The organism is Acinetobacter sp. ANC_7655, assembly GCF_056784015.1.
In genome coordinates this window covers 123,625-145,337 of record NZ_JBWYJB010000004.1, presented here as the reverse complement: position 1 = coordinate 145,337, position 21,713 = coordinate 123,625, and the positions used below count along the sequence as shown (strand labels likewise).

General features: G+C 36.6%; 21 protein-coding genes. 11 read left to right on the top strand and 10 right to left on the bottom strand.

Going from position 1 to position 21,713, the window contains the following annotated elements:
- Positions 1 to 33: 33 nt before the first annotated feature.
- Together AC1M9N_RS07030 and AC1M9N_RS07025 are read right to left on the bottom strand one after the other, a co-directional pair.
- Positions 34 to 1,320, bottom strand: a complete 1,287-nt coding sequence (locus AC1M9N_RS07030) for an NAD(P)/FAD-dependent oxidoreductase (protein WP_481608805.1) — start codon at positions 1,318 to 1,320, stop codon at positions 34 to 36.
- 122 nt (positions 1,321 to 1,442) lie between these two features.
- Positions 1,443 to 2,753: a D-alanyl-D-alanine carboxypeptidase family protein gene (locus tag AC1M9N_RS07025; RefSeq protein WP_481954496.1), complete on the bottom strand. Its 1,311-nt coding sequence runs from the start codon at positions 2,751 to 2,753 to the stop codon at positions 1,443 to 1,445.
- 179 nt (positions 2,754 to 2,932) lie between these two features.
- Here AC1M9N_RS07025 and AC1M9N_RS07020 point away from each other — a divergent pair, with 179 nt between their 5' ends.
- The 3 genes from AC1M9N_RS07020 to AC1M9N_RS07010 all read left to right on the top strand — a co-directional run bounded on the left by AC1M9N_RS07020 (position 2,933) and on the right by AC1M9N_RS07010 (position 5,443).
- Positions 2,933 to 4,636, top strand: coding sequence for a M61 family metallopeptidase (locus tag AC1M9N_RS07020; RefSeq protein ID WP_481608807.1), 1,704 nt, complete (start codon positions 2,933 to 2,935; stop codon positions 4,634 to 4,636).
- Positions 4,637 to 4,700: 64 nt separating this feature from the next.
- The gene (locus AC1M9N_RS07015) at positions 4,701 to 5,033 is read left to right on the top strand and encodes a hypothetical protein (RefSeq protein WP_481608808.1); all 333 of its coding nucleotides are present in this window, start codon (positions 4,701 to 4,703) and stop codon (positions 5,031 to 5,033) included.
- On the top strand, positions 5,030 to 5,443 hold the full coding sequence (locus AC1M9N_RS07010; protein WP_481608809.1) for a hypothetical protein: 414 nt from the start codon (positions 5,030 to 5,032) through the stop codon (positions 5,441 to 5,443). Before AC1M9N_RS07015 ends, AC1M9N_RS07010 begins: the two co-directional genes overlap by 4 nt.
- Here AC1M9N_RS07010 and uraH read toward each other — a convergent pair.
- Positions 5,423 to 5,818 (bottom strand): hydroxyisourate hydrolase, encoded by a 396-nt coding sequence (uraH, locus tag AC1M9N_RS07005; RefSeq protein ID WP_481591371.1) that lies wholly within the window; start codon positions 5,816 to 5,818, stop codon positions 5,423 to 5,425. The genes AC1M9N_RS07010 and uraH overlap by 21 nt on opposite strands.
- Before the next feature lie 129 nt (positions 5,819 to 5,947).
- Positions 5,948 to 6,730: an rRNA large subunit pseudouridine synthase E gene (locus AC1M9N_RS07000; RefSeq protein ID WP_035268720.1), complete on the bottom strand. Its 783-nt coding sequence runs from the start codon at positions 6,728 to 6,730 to the stop codon at positions 5,948 to 5,950.
- 304 nt (positions 6,731 to 7,034) lie between these two features.
- Between AC1M9N_RS07000 and AC1M9N_RS06995 the strand changes: the two genes are divergently transcribed.
- The 5 genes from AC1M9N_RS06995 (at position 7,035) to AC1M9N_RS06975 (ending at position 12,093) form a co-directional block, all read left to right on the top strand.
- Positions 7,035 to 7,574: a M23 family metallopeptidase gene (locus AC1M9N_RS06995; RefSeq protein ID WP_481954495.1), complete on the top strand. Its 540-nt coding sequence runs from the start codon at positions 7,035 to 7,037 to the stop codon at positions 7,572 to 7,574.
- Positions 7,575 to 7,808: 234 nt separating this feature from the next.
- Entirely contained in the window at positions 7,809 to 8,000 is a 192-nt protein-coding gene (locus AC1M9N_RS06990) for a hypothetical protein (RefSeq protein WP_035268717.1), read from the top strand.
- A 104-nt stretch (positions 8,001 to 8,104) separates the two neighbouring features.
- Positions 8,105 to 8,230, top strand: a complete 126-nt coding sequence (locus tag AC1M9N_RS06985; RefSeq protein ID WP_257219857.1) for a hypothetical protein — start codon at positions 8,105 to 8,107, stop codon at positions 8,228 to 8,230.
- Positions 8,231 to 8,402: 172 nt separating this feature from the next.
- Positions 8,403 to 9,230: a PhzF family phenazine biosynthesis protein gene (locus AC1M9N_RS06980; protein ID WP_092767133.1), complete on the top strand. Its 828-nt coding sequence runs from the start codon at positions 8,403 to 8,405 to the stop codon at positions 9,228 to 9,230.
- 73 nt (positions 9,231 to 9,303) lie between these two features.
- A complete protein-coding gene (locus AC1M9N_RS06975) occupies positions 9,304 to 12,093 on the top strand; it encodes a M16 family metallopeptidase (protein WP_481954494.1) in 2,790 nt (929 codons plus the stop codon).
- Between the two features lie 53 nt (positions 12,094 to 12,146).
- On the opposite strand, the gene AC1M9N_RS06970 is transcribed toward AC1M9N_RS06975, so the two are convergent.
- Together AC1M9N_RS06970 and AC1M9N_RS06965 are read right to left on the bottom strand one after the other, a co-directional pair.
- Complete coding sequence (locus AC1M9N_RS06970; protein ID WP_481954493.1) at positions 12,147 to 13,211, bottom strand: amidohydrolase family protein; 1,065 nt, start codon at positions 13,209 to 13,211, stop codon at positions 12,147 to 12,149.
- 141 nt (positions 13,212 to 13,352) lie between these two features.
- Positions 13,353 to 13,742, bottom strand: coding sequence for a DUF3144 domain-containing protein (locus AC1M9N_RS06965; RefSeq protein ID WP_092767127.1), 390 nt, complete (start codon positions 13,740 to 13,742; stop codon positions 13,353 to 13,355).
- Positions 13,743 to 13,857: 115 nt separating this feature from the next.
- Between AC1M9N_RS06965 and AC1M9N_RS06960 the strand changes: the two genes are divergently transcribed.
- Together AC1M9N_RS06960 and AC1M9N_RS06955 are read left to right on the top strand one after the other, a co-directional pair.
- A complete protein-coding gene (locus AC1M9N_RS06960) occupies positions 13,858 to 14,490 on the top strand; it encodes a hypothetical protein (RefSeq protein ID WP_035268706.1) in 633 nt (210 codons plus the stop codon).
- A gap of 178 nt (positions 14,491 to 14,668) precedes the next feature.
- Positions 14,669 to 16,342, top strand: a complete 1,674-nt coding sequence (locus AC1M9N_RS06955) for an ATP-binding cassette domain-containing protein (RefSeq protein ID WP_481608812.1) — start codon at positions 14,669 to 14,671, stop codon at positions 16,340 to 16,342.
- Between the two features lie 168 nt (positions 16,343 to 16,510).
- Here AC1M9N_RS06955 and AC1M9N_RS06950 read toward each other — a convergent pair whose 3' ends face one another.
- From AC1M9N_RS06950 to AC1M9N_RS06940, 3 genes are all read right to left on the bottom strand, one after another.
- A complete protein-coding gene (locus tag AC1M9N_RS06950; protein ID WP_092767123.1) occupies positions 16,511 to 17,200 on the bottom strand; it encodes an aspartate/glutamate racemase family protein in 690 nt (229 codons plus the stop codon).
- 384 nt (positions 17,201 to 17,584) lie between these two features.
- Positions 17,585 to 17,809, bottom strand: a complete 225-nt coding sequence (locus AC1M9N_RS06945; protein ID WP_180028591.1) for a hypothetical protein — start codon at positions 17,807 to 17,809, stop codon at positions 17,585 to 17,587.
- Positions 17,810 to 18,170: 361 nt separating this feature from the next.
- Positions 18,171 to 19,409: an MFS transporter gene (locus AC1M9N_RS06940; protein WP_481597396.1), complete on the bottom strand. Its 1,239-nt coding sequence runs from the start codon at positions 19,407 to 19,409 to the stop codon at positions 18,171 to 18,173.
- 117 nt (positions 19,410 to 19,526) lie between these two features.
- On the opposite strand from AC1M9N_RS06940, the gene AC1M9N_RS06935 reads away from it, so the two are divergent.
- A complete protein-coding gene (locus AC1M9N_RS06935) occupies positions 19,527 to 20,174 on the top strand; it encodes a TetR/AcrR family transcriptional regulator (RefSeq protein ID WP_481608814.1) in 648 nt (215 codons plus the stop codon).
- Between the two features lie 39 nt (positions 20,175 to 20,213).
- Here the strand turns inward: AC1M9N_RS06935 and AC1M9N_RS06930 are convergent, their stop codons facing one another.
- Positions 20,214 to 21,680, bottom strand: a complete 1,467-nt coding sequence (locus AC1M9N_RS06930) for a CYTH domain-containing protein (protein ID WP_481608815.1) — start codon at positions 21,678 to 21,680, stop codon at positions 20,214 to 20,216.
- Between the last annotated feature and the right edge of the window lie 33 nt (positions 21,681 to 21,713).

Here is a 21,713-nt window from a genome sequence, read left to right as displayed (position 1 = left end):
TTAAATATTACATTGGGGCGTCTTTTAGATTTTTCAATGCAATTTGATTTTAGGTGCTATTTTTCTGGTCACAAAATCTTTGGCTGTGAGTAATCCTGCCTGTGCATAACCATAAATCGTGGCTTGATGCAGTCGGTAAAGAGATACATACATCGACTTCGCCACAAATCCTTGGACATTGACCTGACCTAGTAATTCGCCGACTGCTTTATTCTCACTTAAAGACACAAGTGAACCTTTGTCAGAAAAATTGAACATCGGTTGTGATCTTCCTGAAATTCGCGCTTTCATTGCATCAACGAGGAAAGCAGCCTGTTGACTTGCTACTTGCGCACGCGGTCCTAAAGCTGTTTCACGGGCATCTAAAATACAGTATGCGCAATCACCGAAAGCAAAAACATTCGGATCTACTTTTGTTTGGAGTGTTGCAAATACGTGTAAGCGACCCATACGATCTTTTTCGAAGCCTTCTAGGTTTTGAATCACTGCTGGAGTTTTAATGCCTGCAGCCCAAACTTTTAATTGTGCTGGAATTGAACTTCCATCATTAAAGTAAATTTGATCAGCATCCACTTTTTCGACACGCTTAGACGTTAAAATATCCACATTCATGCGCTTAAGCTGCTTAGTGCTGTGGTCTGACATTTTTTCAGAAAGAGCCGGTAAAATACGATCAGCGCCTTCGATTAACGAAATTTTGACGTTTTTAGGGTCAATTTTATTAAGACCGTATTTAAAGAAGTTTTGTTTGGCTTGAACTAATTCAGCTGCAAGCTCAACGCCAGTTGCACCTGCACCTATAATGCCAATATGCAGCTCACGATGGTCATTATTATTTTGAGCTTCGATATAAAGATGAAGTAGATGCTGCTGGAACTGTTCAGCCTGTTTTGGATTATCTAAATAGTGACAATGTTCTTGCACACCTGAAGTATTGAAATCATTGGAAACCGAACCAACCGCCAGAATAAGAGTGTCATAACTTAGCGTTAAATGATCAGTCGATTGGTCATAGGTTGATGCAACAGGTTTGAGCAATTGAATGGTCTTGGCTTCACGATCTAATTGTTCGAATTTACCCAATACAAACTCATAATGATGCTTCGCAGCATGACCAAAATAATTTGTTTCTTCATCACTAGGGCTCAACGTACCTGCTGCAATTTCGTGTAAAAGTGGTTTCCAGATATGTGTGAGCTTTTGGTCCACTAATGTAATTTTTGCTTTTTTCGATTTGCCCAGCGTGTCACCCAGTTGTGTTGCTAGTTCTAAGCCACCAGCACCACCACCCACAATGACAATATGATGAAGATTCGACATTTAATATTCCTATTTTTATAGCGTCATAAATAAAAAAGAGATGGGGTTAATATGCCATCTCTTTTTTAAAAGAATTGTTCTTTTTGTATTACAAGTTACAGATTTACAATAAAAAACTGCAATCAGTTTAAAGGATAGATTTTTGCTTGATTTGTACTGCCAGATCCAAAACTAAATAATTGTTTAAACCAATTCAAAATACTTTCAAACCATGATGCTTCATCAATTTGAAGTTCATCTTCAATCAATACCGTTTGAATGAGTCTGTTATTTTGATAGATATGAATACGTGCCAACTGCTGAATTTGCGCGATAGGTGCGGTTAATGATTGTGTTAGTAGCTCGACGTTCATATGCGTTTGAGTTTGCTGTAAAGGCTCAAGAGCTGAAGTGAATCCAAAAGCATCTGCTTGAATCAAACGATGAGTTTGATTGTCAAAATTACGCATATCAATCATTTGATTCGCGTTATACAAAGAGGTCGTCACGATACTTGGCTTTTTAGTTTCGACTTTGAACCTTTTTAAGGTAGATGCGACTACAGGGAGTTCAGCAATTAGTTGCTTATTTTTAATTGCAATTTCATTGCGTGTATAGGCATAGGATAGGTTTAAAAGTTGATGTGCGATTTCAGCGCGTTTAAAGCCACTTTGAGCACCGAGTACCACAACAATAAGTCTCCTTTGATTGAGGTCAAATTGTTGAGTTGGTCGGTTGGCTGTAAGTGCAAGGTTATAGCCTGCAGCACGAGTAAACCCTGTTTTTAAACCATCAACAGTAGCATCTTGTTTAAGTAAGATATTCGTTGCACGGTGAAAATGCTGATTGTAAGTAAAACTTTGCTGTTTCGAGTAGTCAAGGTAATCGGGTGTTTCATTGGTGAGTGCTTGTGCGAGCACGGCTAAATCATGCGCTGTTGAATAGTGCATATCCATTGTAATGCCCGCGGGATTGGCAAAGTTTGTATCTTTCATGCCAAGTGCTTTGGCTTCTTGATTCATGCGTTGAACAAATGCAGGCACTGATCCTGAAATTCGTTCAGCCAATGTGACAGCAGCATCGTTGGCAGACATGATAATTAAGCCTGCCAAAAGCTGATCAATCGTAATTTGTTGAGTCGGCTTCAGATACATCTGAGACTCATCCCATTGAACTACATTGACAACTGGTGTGGCAGTAATAACTTCATTTTTGCTAATTTTACCCGCTTGAATGTCTTTCAGCGCGATGTAAGCCACCATCATTTTGGTTAACGAAGCTGGTGCACGTTGGACATGGCTATTGTGTTCAGTAATGACTTGACCTGATTGTGGATCTAAGACAGTCCATGCTTCAGCTTCTAAACTTTCTGGTGCAACTTCGAACAAGGAAGCATGTGTGATATTTACTATAAAAAAACTAAAAATTATGAGTAGAGCAGAGTAGAGTTTCAACGGGTTTACCTATATAAGCCAATCCAATGGCATAGATCATCAAGCACACCGCATGCTATGCCTTTTTTTTCTGAAACTCTAGTCAGATTTGTAGACAATTAATACGAATCGCGCAACTCCAAGTAAAAAAATGCTAATCTAAATACAAGTTGGTTCTATAGTTTCTCAATTAAGACATTATGTTGCATTATCAGATCGAATTTGACGACTTTCGTCAGCATCTCATTCACGTTACTGTTCGTTTCGTTGCTCAACCAACTCAAGTATTGAGCTTGCCAACTTGGATTCCAGGAAGTTATCTCATTCGAGAGTTTTCAAAACATATTGAGTCTGTTCGTGCCTATGATGAAGATGGTCGAATACTCAAGATTCGTAAAAATGAAAAAAATAAGTGGCAGTTATTTAATACTGATTTTGAGCTGATTACGGTTGAGTACGACGTCTATGCATACGACCTCTCAGTACGTGGTGCTTATGTTGATGAAACACGCTTATATGTGAATCCTGCTTGTGCATGTTTAGGTTTAGAAGGACAAGAAGATAAAGCGGTAGAAGTTGAGTTATTTTTGCCAGATGAATTGAAACATTTCCAACTCGCTACAGGATTGGCATCTAAAAGTTTAGTGCGTGGTCGCTATACGCTTAAGGCAAAAAACTACGCTGAATTGATTGATGCACCATTTGAACTTGCAGATCAAACTCGTTTTGCTTTTGAAGCAAATGGTATACCACATGAGTTTGTGGTTTCTGGCAAACATGCGATGAATGTCGAACGTATGAAACAAGATATTGAGAAAATCTGTACGACAGAAATATCCATGTTTGGTTCAGCACCATTTGAAAACTACACTTTTATGACCATCGCGACGGGTAACAGTTATGGTGGTTTAGAGCACCCGAACTCAACAAGTTTGATTTCTCCACGTGATGATCTACCTAAGTCCAATGAGCCTGTTGAACCTTCCGCTGATTATCAGCGTTTCTTAGGGTTGTGTAGCCATGAATATTTTCATTCATGGTTGGTGAAATTTATTCGCCCTGAAAATTTTGTGAATTATGATTTAGACAAAGAGGGCTACACCTCTTTGCTGTGGATTTTTGAAGGCTTTACGTCCTACTATGATGATTTGATTCTACTGCGTAGTGGTGTGATTTCTCAGGAATCTTACTTGAAGTTGTTAAAGGCGCAGATCGATCGTTATTTGCAAAATCCAGGTCGTTTTGTTCAAACTGTTGCAGAGTCAAGTTTTGATGCATGGGTCAAATTCTATCGTCAAGATGAAAACTCTAACAATGCTGGCACAAGTTACTATAACAAGGGTTGCTTAGTAGCGCTGTGTCTAGATTTAGGTTTACGTTTAAGAGGTTCAAGTCTTGATGCATTGATGCGTAAGCTGTATGAAAATACGCAAAAGGGTACACAGGTTCATGAACGTACCATCTATGAATTATGCCAGGAATTAACAGGTGATGATTGGTCTGAACAAATTAATCATTTGATTAATACCACGGATGAGTTACCGCTTGATCAATTGTTCCCTGAATTTGGCTTAGACTATGTTTTAAAGCATGATAAATCTTTACCATTTGGTTTAAAACTTGTAGATAAACCTGAAGGTGTATTAATTCAGTCTGCTCGTCGTGATGGCGCTGGTGTTAAAGCTGGGCTTTCTGCTCATGATATTATCATCGCAGTTGATGGTTTGAAGGCGACCACTAAACAACTCGACAAGTATGCAAAATTGGAAGGTACTTTTAATGTGCATGCTTTCCGTCGTGATGAATTAATGCAATTTGAAGTTCAATCAGGTGGTAGTGAACTCACTGAAGTAGAACTTAAGGTTTCCGATCAATCTAGAGTGGAGAAATGGCTTAAAGCTTAATTTGCCTAGGTCATAAAATTCATGTAAAACCCATACTTAGCTATGGGTTTTTTATTGTCAGAAGATGAATCAGAAAAGTTTGGTGTGGGGTATTGTAATTACAGTCATATGGCTTTTAGTCATTGCGTTGATTTGGTTTTTTGCTAACTTACAAAGTCCAGTATCTCTCAATGAATTGGGGGATGCACTTGCTGGAATTTTTGCACCTATTGCTTTTCTTTGGCTTGTTCTTGGTTATGTTCAGCAAGGTAAACAGCTTGAACAAAATACCAAAGCCTTAGAACAACAAGAAAAAGCATTACAGCTTCAAATTGATGAAATACGAGAGAATGTCAAACAACAGAAAAGATTAGTAGATGATCAGAAAATTATTATAGTTCGATACATGAGTCTGTGAAACCAATTTTAGTTGTAGCTCAGTCAAAAATTAGATTAAATCCACACCCTATCGATGCGGTAAATGCAAAAATAGAATATCAAGAAGCACCATTACTTCAGTTTAGAATTTTCAATGATGGTAAGGAAAAGGCATGTTTTGTTGAGGTGTTAGGTGGAGTTGACAATCTTAGACTATTACAGCAACTTAACCGAATTAATGACTTTACTAGTGTTTGGATCTCAAATTATTTATCTAAAGGTGAATCAGAGATTTTAAGTAAATGTTGCGAATTAACATACAGACTAATTATTAATTTTGAAGATATATATGGAAATAAATTTCAATCGCAACATTACTTTGATATTCGAATAAATAATGAAAATCATGTATCAATTATCGGAAGAGAATCAATTCCCTCGATAGGTTGAATAACCATATGAACTTAATAACAACGGAATATGGTAATGATCTAAACTACCATCAATCACAAAAACCACTGGCACTTCTGGGAAGAAAGTACGTTTGTTATTTGCTTTAAACCAGTCACCCGTTTTAAAAGTTACTCTGTAAACACCTTTTTGAAGATCTGTTTCAGCTGGATATAGAGCCTTGATACGACCATTTTCATCCGTTTTAGCTTCGTTGAGCTTTACCCATTTTTCACCCTGCTGCGCTTCAAGGGTAACTGCAATATTTGAGGATGGAAGACCAGTTTCTTGATTAAGCACATGAACACTTAAAGGATTTGCCAAAGTGAATGTTGAAAATGCAAAACCTGAAAGAGCAAGCGTAAATTTTTTCATAAGTATCAACTACACAATAAGCAAATAATCGAAAAAGTGTACTTAAAATGAGAGATTATTTAAGTTAATTTATGTATAAAAAAAGGATGCAATCGCATCCTTTTTACTTTTTTATACAATAGCTTGAGCTTAGCGTGCGCGTCCACGTGGAGCTTTTGTATTTGGGCGAGTAGTACCATTGGTCTTACGACGTGGTTTCTCATGTTCTTCCATTTGCCAAATACGTTTAGTACCCGATTTTTTCTTAGTACCATCTTTATTGACTTTCTTATTAATCGGCTTGCCACCTGTACCGCCCGGTTTCTTCACATAAGAGCGTGAGCGGTATGGCTCTTCTGCAGGAACATTTTGAAAGTCAGGATAAAGTAATGGTTCAATTTCTCTAGTTTCGCCAGATTCAAGACCCATCTGTACTAAGTCTATTGATCCAATTTTAGTGCGAATAAGACGTAAAGTTGGGAAACCTACTGCTGCAGTCATACGTCGAACTTGGCGGTTACGACCTTCGCAAATCGAAATTTCAACCCAAGAAGTAGGTACAGAAGCACGGAAACGAACAGGAGGATCACGATCCCATAACCACTCAGGCTGTTCAACTTTTACAGCTTTTGCGGGTAGAGTCATACCGTCTTTAAGCTCTACACCTTTACGAAGCTGTTCTAAAGCCTCTTCAGTCACATCACCATCAACTTGAACCAAATAAGTTTTAAATTTCTTATTGGCAGGGTTGGTAATGTACTGATTTAAACCACCATGGTCGGTTAAAAACACTAGACCTTCAGAGTCCATGTCTAAACGTCCAGCAAGACGTAAAGTCGGATCGTCAACGAAATCAGACATTGTCATATGCGCTTCGTCTTTACGAAACTGGGAGAGAACGCCATAAGGTTTATTGAGAATGACGATTTTCATATAAAAACTTCAATAATGTGCAAATAGTGAAAGGTCTGACTTATCAAGAATTTATGAACATCCTGAATTGATCTGAGGATTCGATCATTGAAGTCAAACAAAATAAATCGGGGAATTGGTGACTATTATGCGTGATTCAAAAAAGAAAGTATCGTATTGATCAAAAAAAATATGTAATTCTGACGATTTAATCGGTATAAGCAGGCTTTTATTGGTTTCTGACAAGTGCTTTTAATTTAAACAATACAATGCAAACGTCGATCAGACGCTAAAATTTAACTCAATTTAAGGGGTTGGGTTGTATATGAAAAAAAGGATTATTGGATCACTCATTGCAATCAGTTGGATGCTTACTGCTTGTCAGCCCCCAACTTCGGGCGAAACAGCAGGAATACAATATCCATATTTGTACTGGAAACTTCAACAGCAAGCGTTGACAGTGCCATTAGCGATACCTGTTGAAGGCGTAAAAGAAACTCAATTAGCAGATACTTGGGGCGCGGCACGTTCAAATGGTCGTACACATCAAGGAATTGATATTTTTGCCAAACGAGGTACGCCAGTATTGAGTGCAACACAAGGTATTGTAAGTCGTATCGGCACAAATAGTTTGGGAGGTAAAGTGGTCTGGGTGGTAGGACCTCAGTTAAGTCGCCATTACTATGCACATTTAGATGAATATGCAGCACACATCCAAGAAGGTGACTGGGTTGAAGTCGGTGAAGTATTAGGATATGTGGGAAATACTGGCAATGCGATCAATACACCTCCGCATTTACATTATGGGATTTATTTAACGAGTGGTGCTACAAATCCATATCCATATTTAAAACCAGAGGAATAAGCCTCGTTAATACAAGTAAACAAATGATAGAGCCTTGTAAGCCTCGTAACACGTATCAATTTTAATCCTCTGAAATTTATATAGCTTACAGAATGAAAGTTACGATGCAGTATTTTGATACAGCTCTATGCTCGCAGTTTCATGCAAAAGGGTTATGGTTATTTGTACTGGTCTAATTCAAGTGAAAAAGAATTCAAGATCAGTATCAAAATCTGATAATCATGGAGATATGAAATGAGTAATCAATACAATCAAGATCAAAATGAGCAACAGCAACAAAATCACCAGCAACGTCAACAAGGTCAACAGCCACATCAACAGCAACCCAATCAGCAGCAACAGCAACAAGATCAACAGCAACAGAATCAGCAACAGTCCCGTCAACAATCACAACAGCAATCTGATTTAGATCAACAAAATCGTTAAATCATTAATCTTAAATCGAATGGGAGTTTAGGGATGAAGCCCCATTCTTGTCAGTAAATTCAAGCATTAACAATTTAAAGTGAATGACACGAGGAAGATAAGATATGGCGAATAAGTCCAAGTTAAAAATTAAAGATTTAAAAGATCAAATTAAATCGAGACTTAAGAAAATTTCTAAGCATGAATCTAAGTTAAAAGATTTAAAGAAAGCGCTCAAAAAGCGTAAATAGCAAAAGACCCTCATGTGAGGGTTTTTTTATGGAAAATCATTAGAAATATACAGTTTATGAACGAATCTTTGTGAAGCAATAATTTATAGTCAAGATTGAAATTAATCTATGATTTGAAATGATAAAAGATTATTATTCTCAATTAGAAGTTTGGAAATATTAGGGTGTATTTATGAAAATGTATCAAGTTGATGCCTTTACTACAGCGTTGTTTAAGGGGAATCCTGCAGCTGTAGTGGTCAGTGAAGAATGGCTTGATACATCACTCATGCAAAATATTGCATTTGAAAATAATTTGGCTGAAACGGCTTTTGTTAAAATTATTGATGATGAAAATTATGAAATCCGTTGGTTTACACCTAAAGTTGAAGTCGATTTTTGTGGTCATGCCACTTTAGCGAGCAGTTATGTACTTTTTAATGAGTATACTCAAGCGAAAAAAATTAAATTTCATGTCAAAGATTTAGGAATTTTTACCATCACTCGACAAGATGATGGAAAAATTACAATGAATTTCCCTGTTCGAATCCCTCATTTAACTGAAGAGTTTCCTGAGTTATTAAAAGAAGTGGTTGATCGTCCAATCAAGGAAATTTATCTAAATCAACAAGCTTATATTTTAGTCTTGGAAAGTGAACAAGATGTGCTTGATGCCAAACCTAATTTTGCCAATATTAATGCAATTGCTGAAGCATATGAGGTTAGTACTTGTATTACAGCATCCGATCATCCTGATATTGCTATAACTGCAGCATCAGAACAATATGATTATGTGGCACGTTATTTTGCACCACATAAAGGCATCAATGAAGATCCTGTAACAGGTTCTATGCATACAGGATTAGCACCCTTGTGGGCTGAGAAATTGAATAAAACAGAACTTATTGCTTTTCAAAGCTCAGAACGAGGTGGCGTGTTGTATTGCCAACTTAAAGAGAATCAAAGAATTGAAATTTCTGGCTATGCCAAACTTTATATGAAAGCTGAAATTTACCTTTAAAGCATAAACCCTATTGATCATACCCTTGTCAGGCGTGTGATCAATTTTTTTTATATCAATAATTGGAAGAACAATGCTAACTCGTTTTAAAAAACTTTCACTTACTTTAATGATCGTTGCGGTCAGTTCTAGCGGTTTAGCGCAACCTGTTTTGGTCAAGACTGAACAAAATATTGAAGAATACAAACTAGAAAATGGTTTACGGGTAATTTTGGCACCAATACCTAAAGAAAATAAAATTTTTATGAATATGGTGTATTTAACGGGAGCTTTGAATGACCCACAAGGTAAAGGTGGTTTAGCACATTTACTTGAGCATCTCGCGTTTAAAGGCACAGAAAATGTAAAAGGAGATGAGTTTCAACGTCGTCTAGATCAGCATACGCTCATGAGTAATGCGATGACTGACTACTATTCTACCCAGTATATGAGTGTCATCCGTCCAGAAAAAAAAGCCATTGATGAAATGTTGTATCTGGAGGCAGAGCGAATGGATAAGCTCGTACTTCAGGAAAAATTTGTTCCGTCAGAAATCGCAATCGTAAAACGAGAGCGTGAGGTTCGAATGGATCAACCTTTTTCAGTATTGATGGATCAAATTTGGAAATCTGCTTACGGAAATCAGTATCTAGGTCGTCTACCGATTGGTGATTTAACTGAGCTTCAGTCAATCAACATGAAGGAACTGAATCAATTTTACCGACAATGGTATGCACCGAATAATGCAGTTCTAGTGATTGCAGGTAAATTTGATAAAGCGGATATTCTGAGAGCAGTAGATAAAAATTTTAATCAAATTCCTGCGCGTCAAATTCCTGAGTCAACCAAAGTTCCAATGCTTGATTCGACCAAGATCAAAGATCGTCAATTTATCGTGCAAAAGGGAGGTGATTTAGGTAAATACAATATTTATCTCAATGGCGCCCAGCAAAAAACACAGACCGCACTCGCTTTAGCACCTTATTTATTTACAATGCAACCTAGTGGTCATTTGTACAAAGATATTGTAGAAACAGGTACAGCCACACAGGTTCAATCGACGACATGGTTAACACCTGATTTTAATCTTGTTTTTATGGGGGCAGTATATGCTCCTAATCATGATGAGAAAAAAGTTGCCCAGTCTCTAGAAAAAGGAATTGAGAAAAAGCATCAATTTAATGAAACAGAATTAAATCGTGTCAAAAACATGATTAAAAATGGTCAAGAGAGCATGATGACCAATGCTTCTTCTGTGGGCGGTTTCATTAGTGATTATGTGGTTTCATCCAATGGGGATTGGGCAAAATATTTTAAAGATCAAGCAGAGATACAAAGTTTAAATGTCGATCAAGTTAATCAAGCAATAAATCAATTCTTGGTTGCTGAGCATCGCATTTCGGGAGACATACAACCTACGCCTGAGGATCAAAAAAAGGCACTCGAGCTAGACGCTAATGAGCAAGATTCAAAAACTTTAGATCAAGTGACAACTCAAGAAGAGCCTTTAAAAGACCCAGCTGTGTATAAGGCTGAAGTGGCTGAGCACTTAAAAAATTCCAAACAGTATGTTGAAAAGTTAGAGAAAAAAATCAAGCGTGGTATTTTGAAAAATGGGATGCATTATGCACTATTCCCAACTTCAACACGCGATGACAAAACTTACGCATCGATATCTTTAAATTTCGGGACAGCACAATCACTCAAGCATCAAGGTGAAGCACTAGGCTTTATGTCTTATTTGCTATTGAGAGCTTCTGAGCAGTATAGCCTGCAAGATATTGCAGACAAATCAATCGAGGCGGGTGGTCGAGCATCTGCTTCAGCTGTTGATAATGGTATTGTGATTAACGTATCTGCGAAGAAAGAAAAATTTCCAGAATTCTTCAAGTTTATTGTCGACGTTATGAATAATCCGAAATTTGAGCAAAGTCAGTTTGACCTCATCAAATCGCAAACATTATCGTCATTAAATCGACCATATACAGAGCCTGAAACTGTTGCAGGACTGACTATCGCTAGAATCGTAGAGCGATATGAACCAGGTGATTTGCGATATCATTTTGAACCTGAGCTAGCAAAGCAGCAAATTGAAACCATCACCAATGATCAAATTAAAGCTTTGTACCAAAAGTATTTTACAACTCAAAATGGTCAAATATCGGTGACTGGTGATTTTGATGACAAAGCCATTCTGAAATATTTGAATTCATCTTTAGGTCAGTCTAAGACAAAAGAACCATACCAACGTTTGCAGGGCAGTCATATAGATTATCCTGCTCAAAAAGTTCATGCGCTGGCTGAACAGCGTCAATTTGGTAATTATCAAGCGGTTATTGCCATTCCAGTTGGTAATAATCATCCTGATGCAGAAGCATTATATGTGTTGAGCCATATTCTAGGCGAGTCACAATTATCATCACGCCTTGCCATGGAGTTACGTGAAAAAAATGCGTTGGTTTACAGCTTTGGAAGTAGTTTGAGTTTGGATAATTTTATCAATGCTGGTGCTCTAGGTGTAAGTGCTAATTATGCAGCAGGAAAATCAGCTCAAGTTTCTCAAGGTGTGCATAAAGTATTCACTGACTTATTAAAGAATGGTGTGACGGAGCAAGAGCTTGAAGCGGCTAAAGCTAATATTATGAAACAGCGTGTCACGAATTTAGAGGATGAGCGCCGTATTCATCGTGGATTGAACAGTCAGCTTGAGCAAAATAAAACACAGCTTTCAAGACTAGAACGAGATCAGGCATTTGCAAAACTGACGAAGAAAGATATAGATGCAGTGATCAAAAAATATATTAAGCCTGAGTTTTTGGTTGAAGTTATGGCAGATCAGTATGGTAAACCACAACCTGAAATGATTTCAAAGCCTAAAACTTAGAACCACAATGTACGATTCAAAAAGGCTCATTCGATTGTGAATGAGCCTTTTTTTTAAAGCTTATAAAATTGCTGCGCATTTTTACAAAATATCTGTTCAACAACATCTGAATTATAGGTAGCGACAATGTCGCTAAAGGCATCAATGATATTTGTGAGTGATGTGCTCACTTTATCCATCGGGAAGTTGGATGCAAACATGACACGATAAGGCCCAAAACATTGTAAAGCATGAATAATCATAGGAGAGACCAATTCAATGATTTGTTGTTTAGATGCTAGTGTTCGTCGTGTATGAAATTGATGACCTAAAACAGGCATGAAGAGTCCAGACATTTTTGTATATACATTCGGACATTGAGCTAATTCTGCAAGATCTTCTTTCCAGTGGAAATAGATATTGTCTCGCGCAGTTTGGGTGATTCCTGTGTGTTTACCTACTGGGCCAAATAAACCTGCTGGTGTGCCCAAATGGTCTAAGACAATCGAAGTCTCAGGAAAACGTTTTGCCAAAGCAATAACATCTTTAAGCTGGCTAGAATAAACCCAAGCATCAAAGCTTAAATTGTACTGGGCTAAGGCTTCAAAACCTTTTAAAAATTTTCGATCAGTGTAGAGGTGGGGATCATCGTTCCATGCATGAATTCCAGGATCTTCATGATGTGCAGCCATTTTTCGAATACCACGAAAATGCCGAGATGCCTTTTTATGCATTTTAAGAATTTTTTTGAAATTACTTTCACGAGGATCAGCTGTTGCAACGATTCCAGCCAATTTGATGTTTTCTTGAGAAAAAGGAAGCTGCTGAATAAATTGCGTTTCTTCTACAACGCCAGTCCCTTTTTGATGATGCCAGCTGGCTTCGACATGTACAACACGGCTCACAGTATAGTGTCCAATGTCTTTGTGGTAATCCGCTGGTAAATAGGGTGCTGTGATGTAATCTGTAAGTCCTACTGTCTCTATTAAATCTTTAGGTTTTACGAGACGAACGACTTTATCCAAGATTTTTGGATGTTTTCCAAAAAGTTTAACAGCTAAAGCGGCAGCGTGCGGCGTGTGATAAGGATCCCATTGATGGATATGTGCATCGACAATGGGAAAGTTGAGTTGATTCATCGCTATCCTTAGTTGAGTCATCAATAAGAATAACATACGAGAAATTGATCAATTTTTGAATTGCATTTTCGTTTGAATATTAGATTTTAAGCATTAAAAAAGCCCCCTAAAGGAGGCTCAATGCACACAATGCAAATCTATTTAATGTTCGTGGTCATGTTTATTTGCATGAAACTCTTCATTACGACGGAAGCGAAGATAGTTTTCAAACTGCTCGCAGTATTCGTCATAATTATCTTCAAGCATCATATGAAACTGTTGCATGATATAAGACATCACTTGTTCTTTAGCATCACGCATTTCATTGCCATCTTTAAAGTTATTGGCAGCAACCCATGTGTTAAAACGAGCAGTACCAAATAGCATCGCAGCACTGACTTGACCACGAGCATCAGCTGGTTTAACAGTAGAACCTTTTTCAACACGGCAAAATTCATTGGCTTGCTTAATAAATTCATCAGCACGTTCGAAGAAAATCGCATTCAATGCTTCTTCTTCAGTGACATCAGTCGCTTGAATCTTTTGAACCATGAATTGTTCCTAATAAATAACTTAATTCAAGCACTATTATAGGCAAAGGCTTGCATAAACTAAACCTTTCACTTAATCTAAAAATAGCCTAAGTAATTTTTTTATGAGCTTTTCTATGCAAGATGCTATCGCAGTTCAAAGTTTAAAAAGTGATATTGCGTTACTGAGACAGAATATTTGGCCACCTGTTGATCTTGCGAATGTCGAAGGTCTTCCCATTTATTATGGAAGCAAAGAGCAAGTAGCTGCTTATTACCAGCAGTGGACAGGTCTAATCGAAAGGGCACAAGATTTATTTCAACCTTTTATGGAAGATGAGGTTTTAGATGCCATTCATTTACCGAGTCATCTAAATTTACCGCTGTTTTATTTTCATGTAGACCGAATTCGCATTAACAAAACACGTGCAAAGGAATCAAAGACTTTTCGTGGTATTGCTAGTGTATTAGAGAAGTGTGGACAGTTTGAACCTGAACAAGTTTTGGCAATGAGTCGTTGGTTGGATCATGATGACACTGCTGCATTAGTTGCGCATCGCGAATTTATAGATTTAAGAACTTATGTATTTCAGCATGGGCAAAGTGAATATACGAGAACACGTTTTTATGTAAATGGTATTGTCTTAAGTGTTGAGCCTCATTTCGAGTTGGTTGATGCTCGCGATAAACCACGTAAGCAACGAAATGACTCATATAGCGATCCATTGGCTGATAACAACACGTGGCGTATTTATGGTAAATATCGTTAGTTGGACTGATTGAACTTAGTTTAGACATTAGAATCAACGATTAGCTACCATATAAGAACAAAGCTTCTACGATCCATATCCAAACTTATTGATTAGTATTGTTTAAAATAGTCATCACAAAAAATAACTAATTTCAAGAATGATGACTGAAAAGATTAAACAATTTAAAAAGGCGTGGATGTTATTTCGTCAACATGATGAAAATGGATTAAGTGTGTTCTTCGTTTTAGCCATACTTCAAATTTTAATTATTGGTACAAGTGTTGGTTTACCGTATTTGTTTAAGCTGCTGATTGACCAGACCAGTGAGCCTGATCATTACTATTCGATTCAAGACTTTTTTCAAATTCATCTGCTCTATTTATTCGCCGTGGCTTATGCACTTGCTTGGTTTATCAATGAAGGGATGAAGAATGTAAATAATTTTGCCATGTCTATGATGATCAGAAATGTTGATGCATCCATGCTTAAAGCTGGTGTATTTAATTTTCTAGATTTGAAATTAAAAGATCAACGTCAACAAGATATCGGTGTATTTAATGCCAATTTAATTCGTGGCAGCGAAGCACTTGGTACAATTATTTTTACTATATTTTTTGTCATTGTACCTACGGTATTTAAAATCTTAGGTATGGTGTATGTGCTCGGAAATACGATCAATCTTGAATTTGGTGTGTATTTTTTCGTATTCTCAGCTTGTACAGTTGCTTTATCGCTCATCATTACCTTTAAGACACAAGATATCTTTACGATTATGTATGGTGCTCGAAATCAACTGAATCAATTTGTGATTGAAAAACTCCAACAAAGTTATGATATCAAACTCAGTCATTCGAAATATTACGAATTTGAAGAGTTTAGCCGCAGAATCGATGACTATAAAATAAAGACTCAGGATACCTATAAAAAACTTCAGTATCTCATGATATATCAACTGTTATTTGTGTCATTTTTTCTTTTGGTATTCATGGTTTTATCAGTCTATATGTTTGAATATCAAAGTTTTAGTTCAGGTGATTTTGTTTTAGTCAGTACCTATATTATAGGTTTAACCATTCCTTTAATGATGATGTCTCAAAATATCATTCATTTGAAAGGTCATATTGTGGCTATTGATCAGTACCTAGAATATTTTGAATTGGAACATGAGTCATTCAGTACGAATGATCTAACAGCTGAGGAACAGAAAGAAAGTGAGGTGGCGTATTCATTTCAAAATGTGTCATTTGATCTAGGTCAGCAGACGATTGAAAATTTTAATTTAGACATCGTGTGTGGAAAAATATATTTAATTCAGGGGCGAACAGGTATTGGAAAATCAAGTTTCCTCAATTATTTGGTGGGAATAGAAAAGATCAAATCTGGACGGCTATTCTTTAGAAATTTAGAGATCACTTCAGTATTTTCAGAAAAGATATTTGATCAGATTGCTGTGGTCAGCCAAACTCCGATCGTATATTCAACCTCATTAAGACAAAATTTGATTCAAAATACTGAGATCAAATATTCTGATGAGGAGCTTAAACATTGGCTAAAAGAGTTTGATTTACTCCATTTGCTGGAAAAAAATCAAATTGAGTTAGACGATGATATACAAGAAATTTATAAAAACTTCTCTGGTGGTGAAAAACAACGATTAAACATCATTCGTGCATTATTAAAAAAACCAGAGCTTCTGATCTTAGATGAACCTACAGCAGCCTTAGATGAGAAAACAAGTTCGAAAATTTTAAAAATTATTCAAGAGCGAGTTGAAACGGTCATTATGATTTCTCATGAACGTATGGCGACAGAAATCGCAGATGAAATTATTGATTTCAACATCATTCTAAATTCTATCGATGAGGATTAAATGATGATTGTTGTGGCATGAATATCAATCAAAAAAAGCGTTTTTTAAAATATGTATTTATTTGATTAAATTTAGTCTTGAGCAACGATTCATGTACTTGATGATAGATTTTGATGTCAGTTAAATATTTTTTTGCATGATCTGAATGATTTTTATGCTATGAAATATTTATGATAATACAAAATCTACAGCTGCTTGCGCATGAATAGAAGTTGTATCAAATAGAGGGACTGAGAATTTTAGATCTCCTATAAGCATACAAATCTCAGTGCATCCTAAAATGATTCCTTCAGCGCCAGAAGATATTAATTCTTCGACAATATGAATATATTTCTTTTGCGAAGCTTCGCTAATTATGCCTAAACATAATTCGTTGTAAATAATATCATGAACAATTTTTCTACTCGCTTTATTAGGTGTTATTACTTTAAGTCCTTTTTCCTCCAATCTGCTTTTATAAAAATCTTGTTCCATCGTAAATGCAGTACCAAGCAGCCCAATTTTTGTAATTTTCTGGCTCATGATTTCCATGGCTGTCGCATCTGCTATATGAATAAATGGTATGTTGGTTGATTCCTCAATATAAGTTGCTACTTTGTGCATTGTATTTGTACAAAGTACTATGCCATCTGCACCTGCTTTTTCTAATTGTATGGCTTGATCTCTTAAATAGATTCCTGCATCTTCCCATAATCCTTTGCGTTGTAACTCCTCAATTTCAGCGAAATCAACGCTAATAAGAATAACCTTAGCAGAGTGTAACTTGCCAAGTTTCGTTTGAACCATCTTATTGATTTGTTGATAGTACAAATCAGTCGACTCCCAACTCATTCCACCTAATAAACCAATTGTCTTCAAGTTCGCACCTTTAAAAATTAAATATTTAATTTATCAATATAATGAAAATTATCGAGTATGAAATTGCTACTTTTTAAAATAATGACTTAATCAAAGTGAGAAAAGTTCAGCTTTTGATGTGTATTTTTAGGGGATGAATGTATATAAGTTTAGCAGCAGAATTTACCAATCTTATGGTTGAGTAAGCTTCTCATCGGAAGAATTCACATTAACCCCGAACTTAGATGCCATAAATAGAGGAAAATTATTGTATTGCTGAACAATCCATGTATAGAGCATTCTAGTTCAAAATCTTGTAGGATATCAATCAAAAGGCTCATTCATGAGCCTTTTGATGAGTGATTTGAAAGATTAAAAAGTCTATTGTTCATAAGATTTTTAAAATTAAATCAAGGTGTCTACAACACCTTTTAATACACCTAATCCTAGTGAATCAATTGTTCCATTAAGTGTTTCATTTACGCCAGTGCCAATTTTCACTAAAGGATCTTTTAATCCTACAAGAGAGCCGACAGTACCAAGCAAATTAGTCACTAAACCTGCACCAGATACTGCTTCAATTTCATCTAATGTAAGTTCTTTTAAAGTTGTTGGATTTGAATTATTCATTGTATTCACCATTCATGTTTGATTTTATTTTCAAGTAAATCGAATAACTAGCGTTAAACGATAGACTCATCATAATGAATGCATTTTGTATGCCAACTAATAAATAATGATAAATATATAATTTAGGTATAATTAATAATATGGAGGAGTGATTAACGGATTTTTCATGAAAAAATTCATCATTTTTGTGCAAATGTCACCGAATTGGTGCATTGATCGATTTGAATGATGGTTGAGAATTTAGCGCGTTAATTTCTTAAATTGATTTCACTCAACGAAATGAGTTTATATTTCATAGAATTATTTAAGAATTGAGCGTAAAAAATTACACTCAACTCAACTCAACTCAACTCAACTCAACTCAATTAATTGATGTACATTGCTGAGCTTTAGGATTATTCAATCCTCGACTATGAGTGAATACAGCAATTACAGCTAATGAAATAAAAATCAATACACTGTAAATTAAGGTACTGGTATTGAAGTGATCTACCATAAAACCACCAAATAAAGCGCCTGCTGCAATCATGATTTGGAACATACTGACAAAAAGAGGCATCCCTTTTTCAACCGCATGTGGCGCATGTAAAAACATCCAGATATTGGCTGTCGTAGGAAAGGCACCAAAAGCAAAACCCCATAATGCTGTAAGAATATATGCACCAGTTAAGAATTTGGCATAAACAGGGAATGTAAGGAATACGATTGCTAAACACAATGCAACAGCAAAAAGCGTATAGCGGACATTGATATTGCTGCTATAACCGGAGAATGCATTGCCTACGAAGCCTGCTGCTCCATAAATAAGAAGTAAAGAACTGATGGTTGAACCATCAAATCCTGCTTCATTTTTATAGAAAGGCGCCAAGTAACTGTATGTTGAAAAATGCGCTAATCCGATAAATAAAACAATGATTAACCCTTTACGAGCTTTTGGATCTCGAAACAATGCGGGTAGATCGCTATATTGAATAGCTGAAGTCGGCGGTAATTTCGGTAGGAATTTAATTTCAAAAAACAGAATAATGGCACCAATCACCGAGGTGATCATAAAGGCATTACGCCAACCGTAAATTTCACTTAGCCATGTTCCAACCGGAACACCCAGCACAGTTGCCAGAGTCACGCCAGCCATGACGATAGCTGTTGCTTTGGCGATGGGTAGGTGAGGAGGTGCAACACGACCACTTAAGGCGATTGCAGTTGCCCAGAATCCGCCTATCGCGATACCCAAGAAAAAGCGACTCAATAGAATCCAAGTGAAACTTTCTGAATAGCTCGTAATGAAATTTGCAATGACCATGACCGCTGTGAGTGCGATTAATAAATAGCGTCGATCAAGTTGCTTCACCCAGACCGAGATAAGCGGTGCTGCGAAAGCACCCATCACGCCTGGAAGGGTAATGAACAGGCCAGCAGTACCGACTGAAATGTTGAGATCTAGTGCGATTGCATTGAGCACACCAATAGGGAGAAACTCACTGGTCACTAATATAAAAGCGGTGATAGAAAGTGTTATAACAGCAAACCAATTTCCTTGATTTTTTGTAGGAGATGGAGAATTAACAGCGGTTTCAGTCAGATGAGATTCGGATTTCATTGACCAACGCTCCTTGAAAATAATTTCATAATGATTGTTATAGAAATAAAATATTTGAATTTAAGATCTGGGTCAATTAATTTATTAATGATCATTATAAAATTAATTGGGTTGAATATGCAGGAAAGTTCAAAGCCAATAAATCAAATGGATAGTGCCAAATCAATATCAAAGGGGCGTGGACGTCCTAAGTGTTTTAATGAAGAACAAGCACTTGAAAAAGCCATGACACTATTTTGGAAATACGGTTATGAAGCCACTTCAATGAGTGATTTAACATTCGCCATGGGAATCACTGCACCTAGTCTTTATAGTACGTATGGTGATAAATCTGAGCTCTTTAATCGTTGCATTGACTATTATCTCAGGCACGAATCATGCTCGATGGAAATGATTTTTAAACAGGCACATTCCATAAAATTAGCAATGGAACTCTATTTGATTGAAAATCTAAAACGACTGGTGCAAGAAGACAAACCTAAAGGATGTATGTTGGTCGTGTCGACAATGAACTGTTCGATTCAAAATCAACAAATACAACAATCAATTTCGCAAAAAAGACAGCTATCTAAATCGAATTTACTAGAAAAATTATTAGCTGCCCAAGCTTCAGGTGAAATTAGTGTACAAACTAATATTCAGGCAATGACAGATTATTATATGACGATTTTGCAAGGACTAAGCTTACAAGCACGTGATGGCGCAACTTTTGAACAATTGGAAAGCGTTGTACACATGGCGATGCAAACTTGGGATCATTTTTAAGTCAGAACTTCTCACTGACGAAAAGTTCTGACTTGAATTTTATGACTTGATAAATTTTCTGCTTACTAAGAATTGTTCAGTCGCTTCCAAAAGTTTTTCAGCGTAAATTTCTTGCTTTGCCGTCAACCAACCTAAGGCGAACCAGTCACTGGCTTCTAATTCTGTTTGCTGTAAGTAGGATGATGAGGAAGACAATACTTGATATTGTTCAGCTGCATAATGTGCATCATTAAGCGCCTTGCCGTATTTTTGTAAATTCTTCACATCAAAAATTTGTGTTAAGACTGGGAAACTGAATTTTAATTCACTTAAATGTATTGCCAATTGGTCAAGACTTTCAAAGTTAGAAGGATCAGCTTCATTCAGACATTCCTGTAAAACTTTATACTGCTGTTGAAGCGTATTTTGAGCATAGGTTTTGAGGTCTTGGGTTTGCACCTTCTTGGAATTGCCTAAACTAAAACTCAAAAGTTCAAGATAGTGTTGAACGTTTTGGGTAGATTTGACTAAGTTATTTAATTTTTCTCGGGCGTAGAGCACATCTTTGCTGAGCATTTCAGCAGTTTTAGGGTTTTGCAGAATAGCACCTAAGGTGTGTTGCATATGCTCATAATGTTTTAGGTTTTCAAAATGACTTTTAAATGCAGATAACTGATGTGCCCATTTATCTGTGCTCTTTGATGTCCAGTCTTTAAAAATAGATAGACTTAAAAACAAATAGTTCAAAGCAATATGTGCTTGTTCGATGTGTTCCTGTTCAGCCACTTCCGCAGAAATCGCAGCAATATTCGGCAGCAAATGTTGCATATGGTGACCGATCATCATTCGAATCGTTTTTTCTGCGCTTTCTTTTTTTGCAACGATCCATTCTTTTTCAGTTCGCGCTGGGCTTACAACTAAATTTGAAACCAATAAATTACCAAACTCAGCCTTACTTCGAACGTCTAGCCAAAGTTGATATTTTTTGACCCACTCAAAACTAAACGCTAGTAATGTTTCAACTTTTCCTTGTTTGAGTTCAAACTCTACTTCATGAATCTCATGTTCTCGATCATCTGATCGTACAACGCCAATATCTAGACTCACTTCAATCTCGGCATCTTCAAAGCTAATCACTCGAACTGTACGTTGAATGTCTGTTTCAAACTGCAAGACTAATTGGTCAAAATCACCTTTCAATGCGTCATTTAAGACCTCATAAGCTTCGGAATCATCTGAATAAATAGATAGATCTAAATTCGGTGCAGCCTCAAGATTACCTAAATCATGATTATGTTCGAAACGGTGTAAATGGCTTTTACTTTTCGTCGCTTTTAGGGTTTGAACCCAATTGGTATTTTCAAGACGTTGTCGAATGGCTATCCCATGCTGAGAGAGTAGGCGATCTGGAGTGTCATAGTACTTTGCTTGCATTTGAATGAGTTCAGACTTTTTTGGATCGATTGCTTTTAAAATCGCATTCCGTCGAGCTTCTGGGATCTGAAACTTTAATTCAATTTCAAGCATGTGATTTTCCTAATCGATCAATCATTTTCGTAG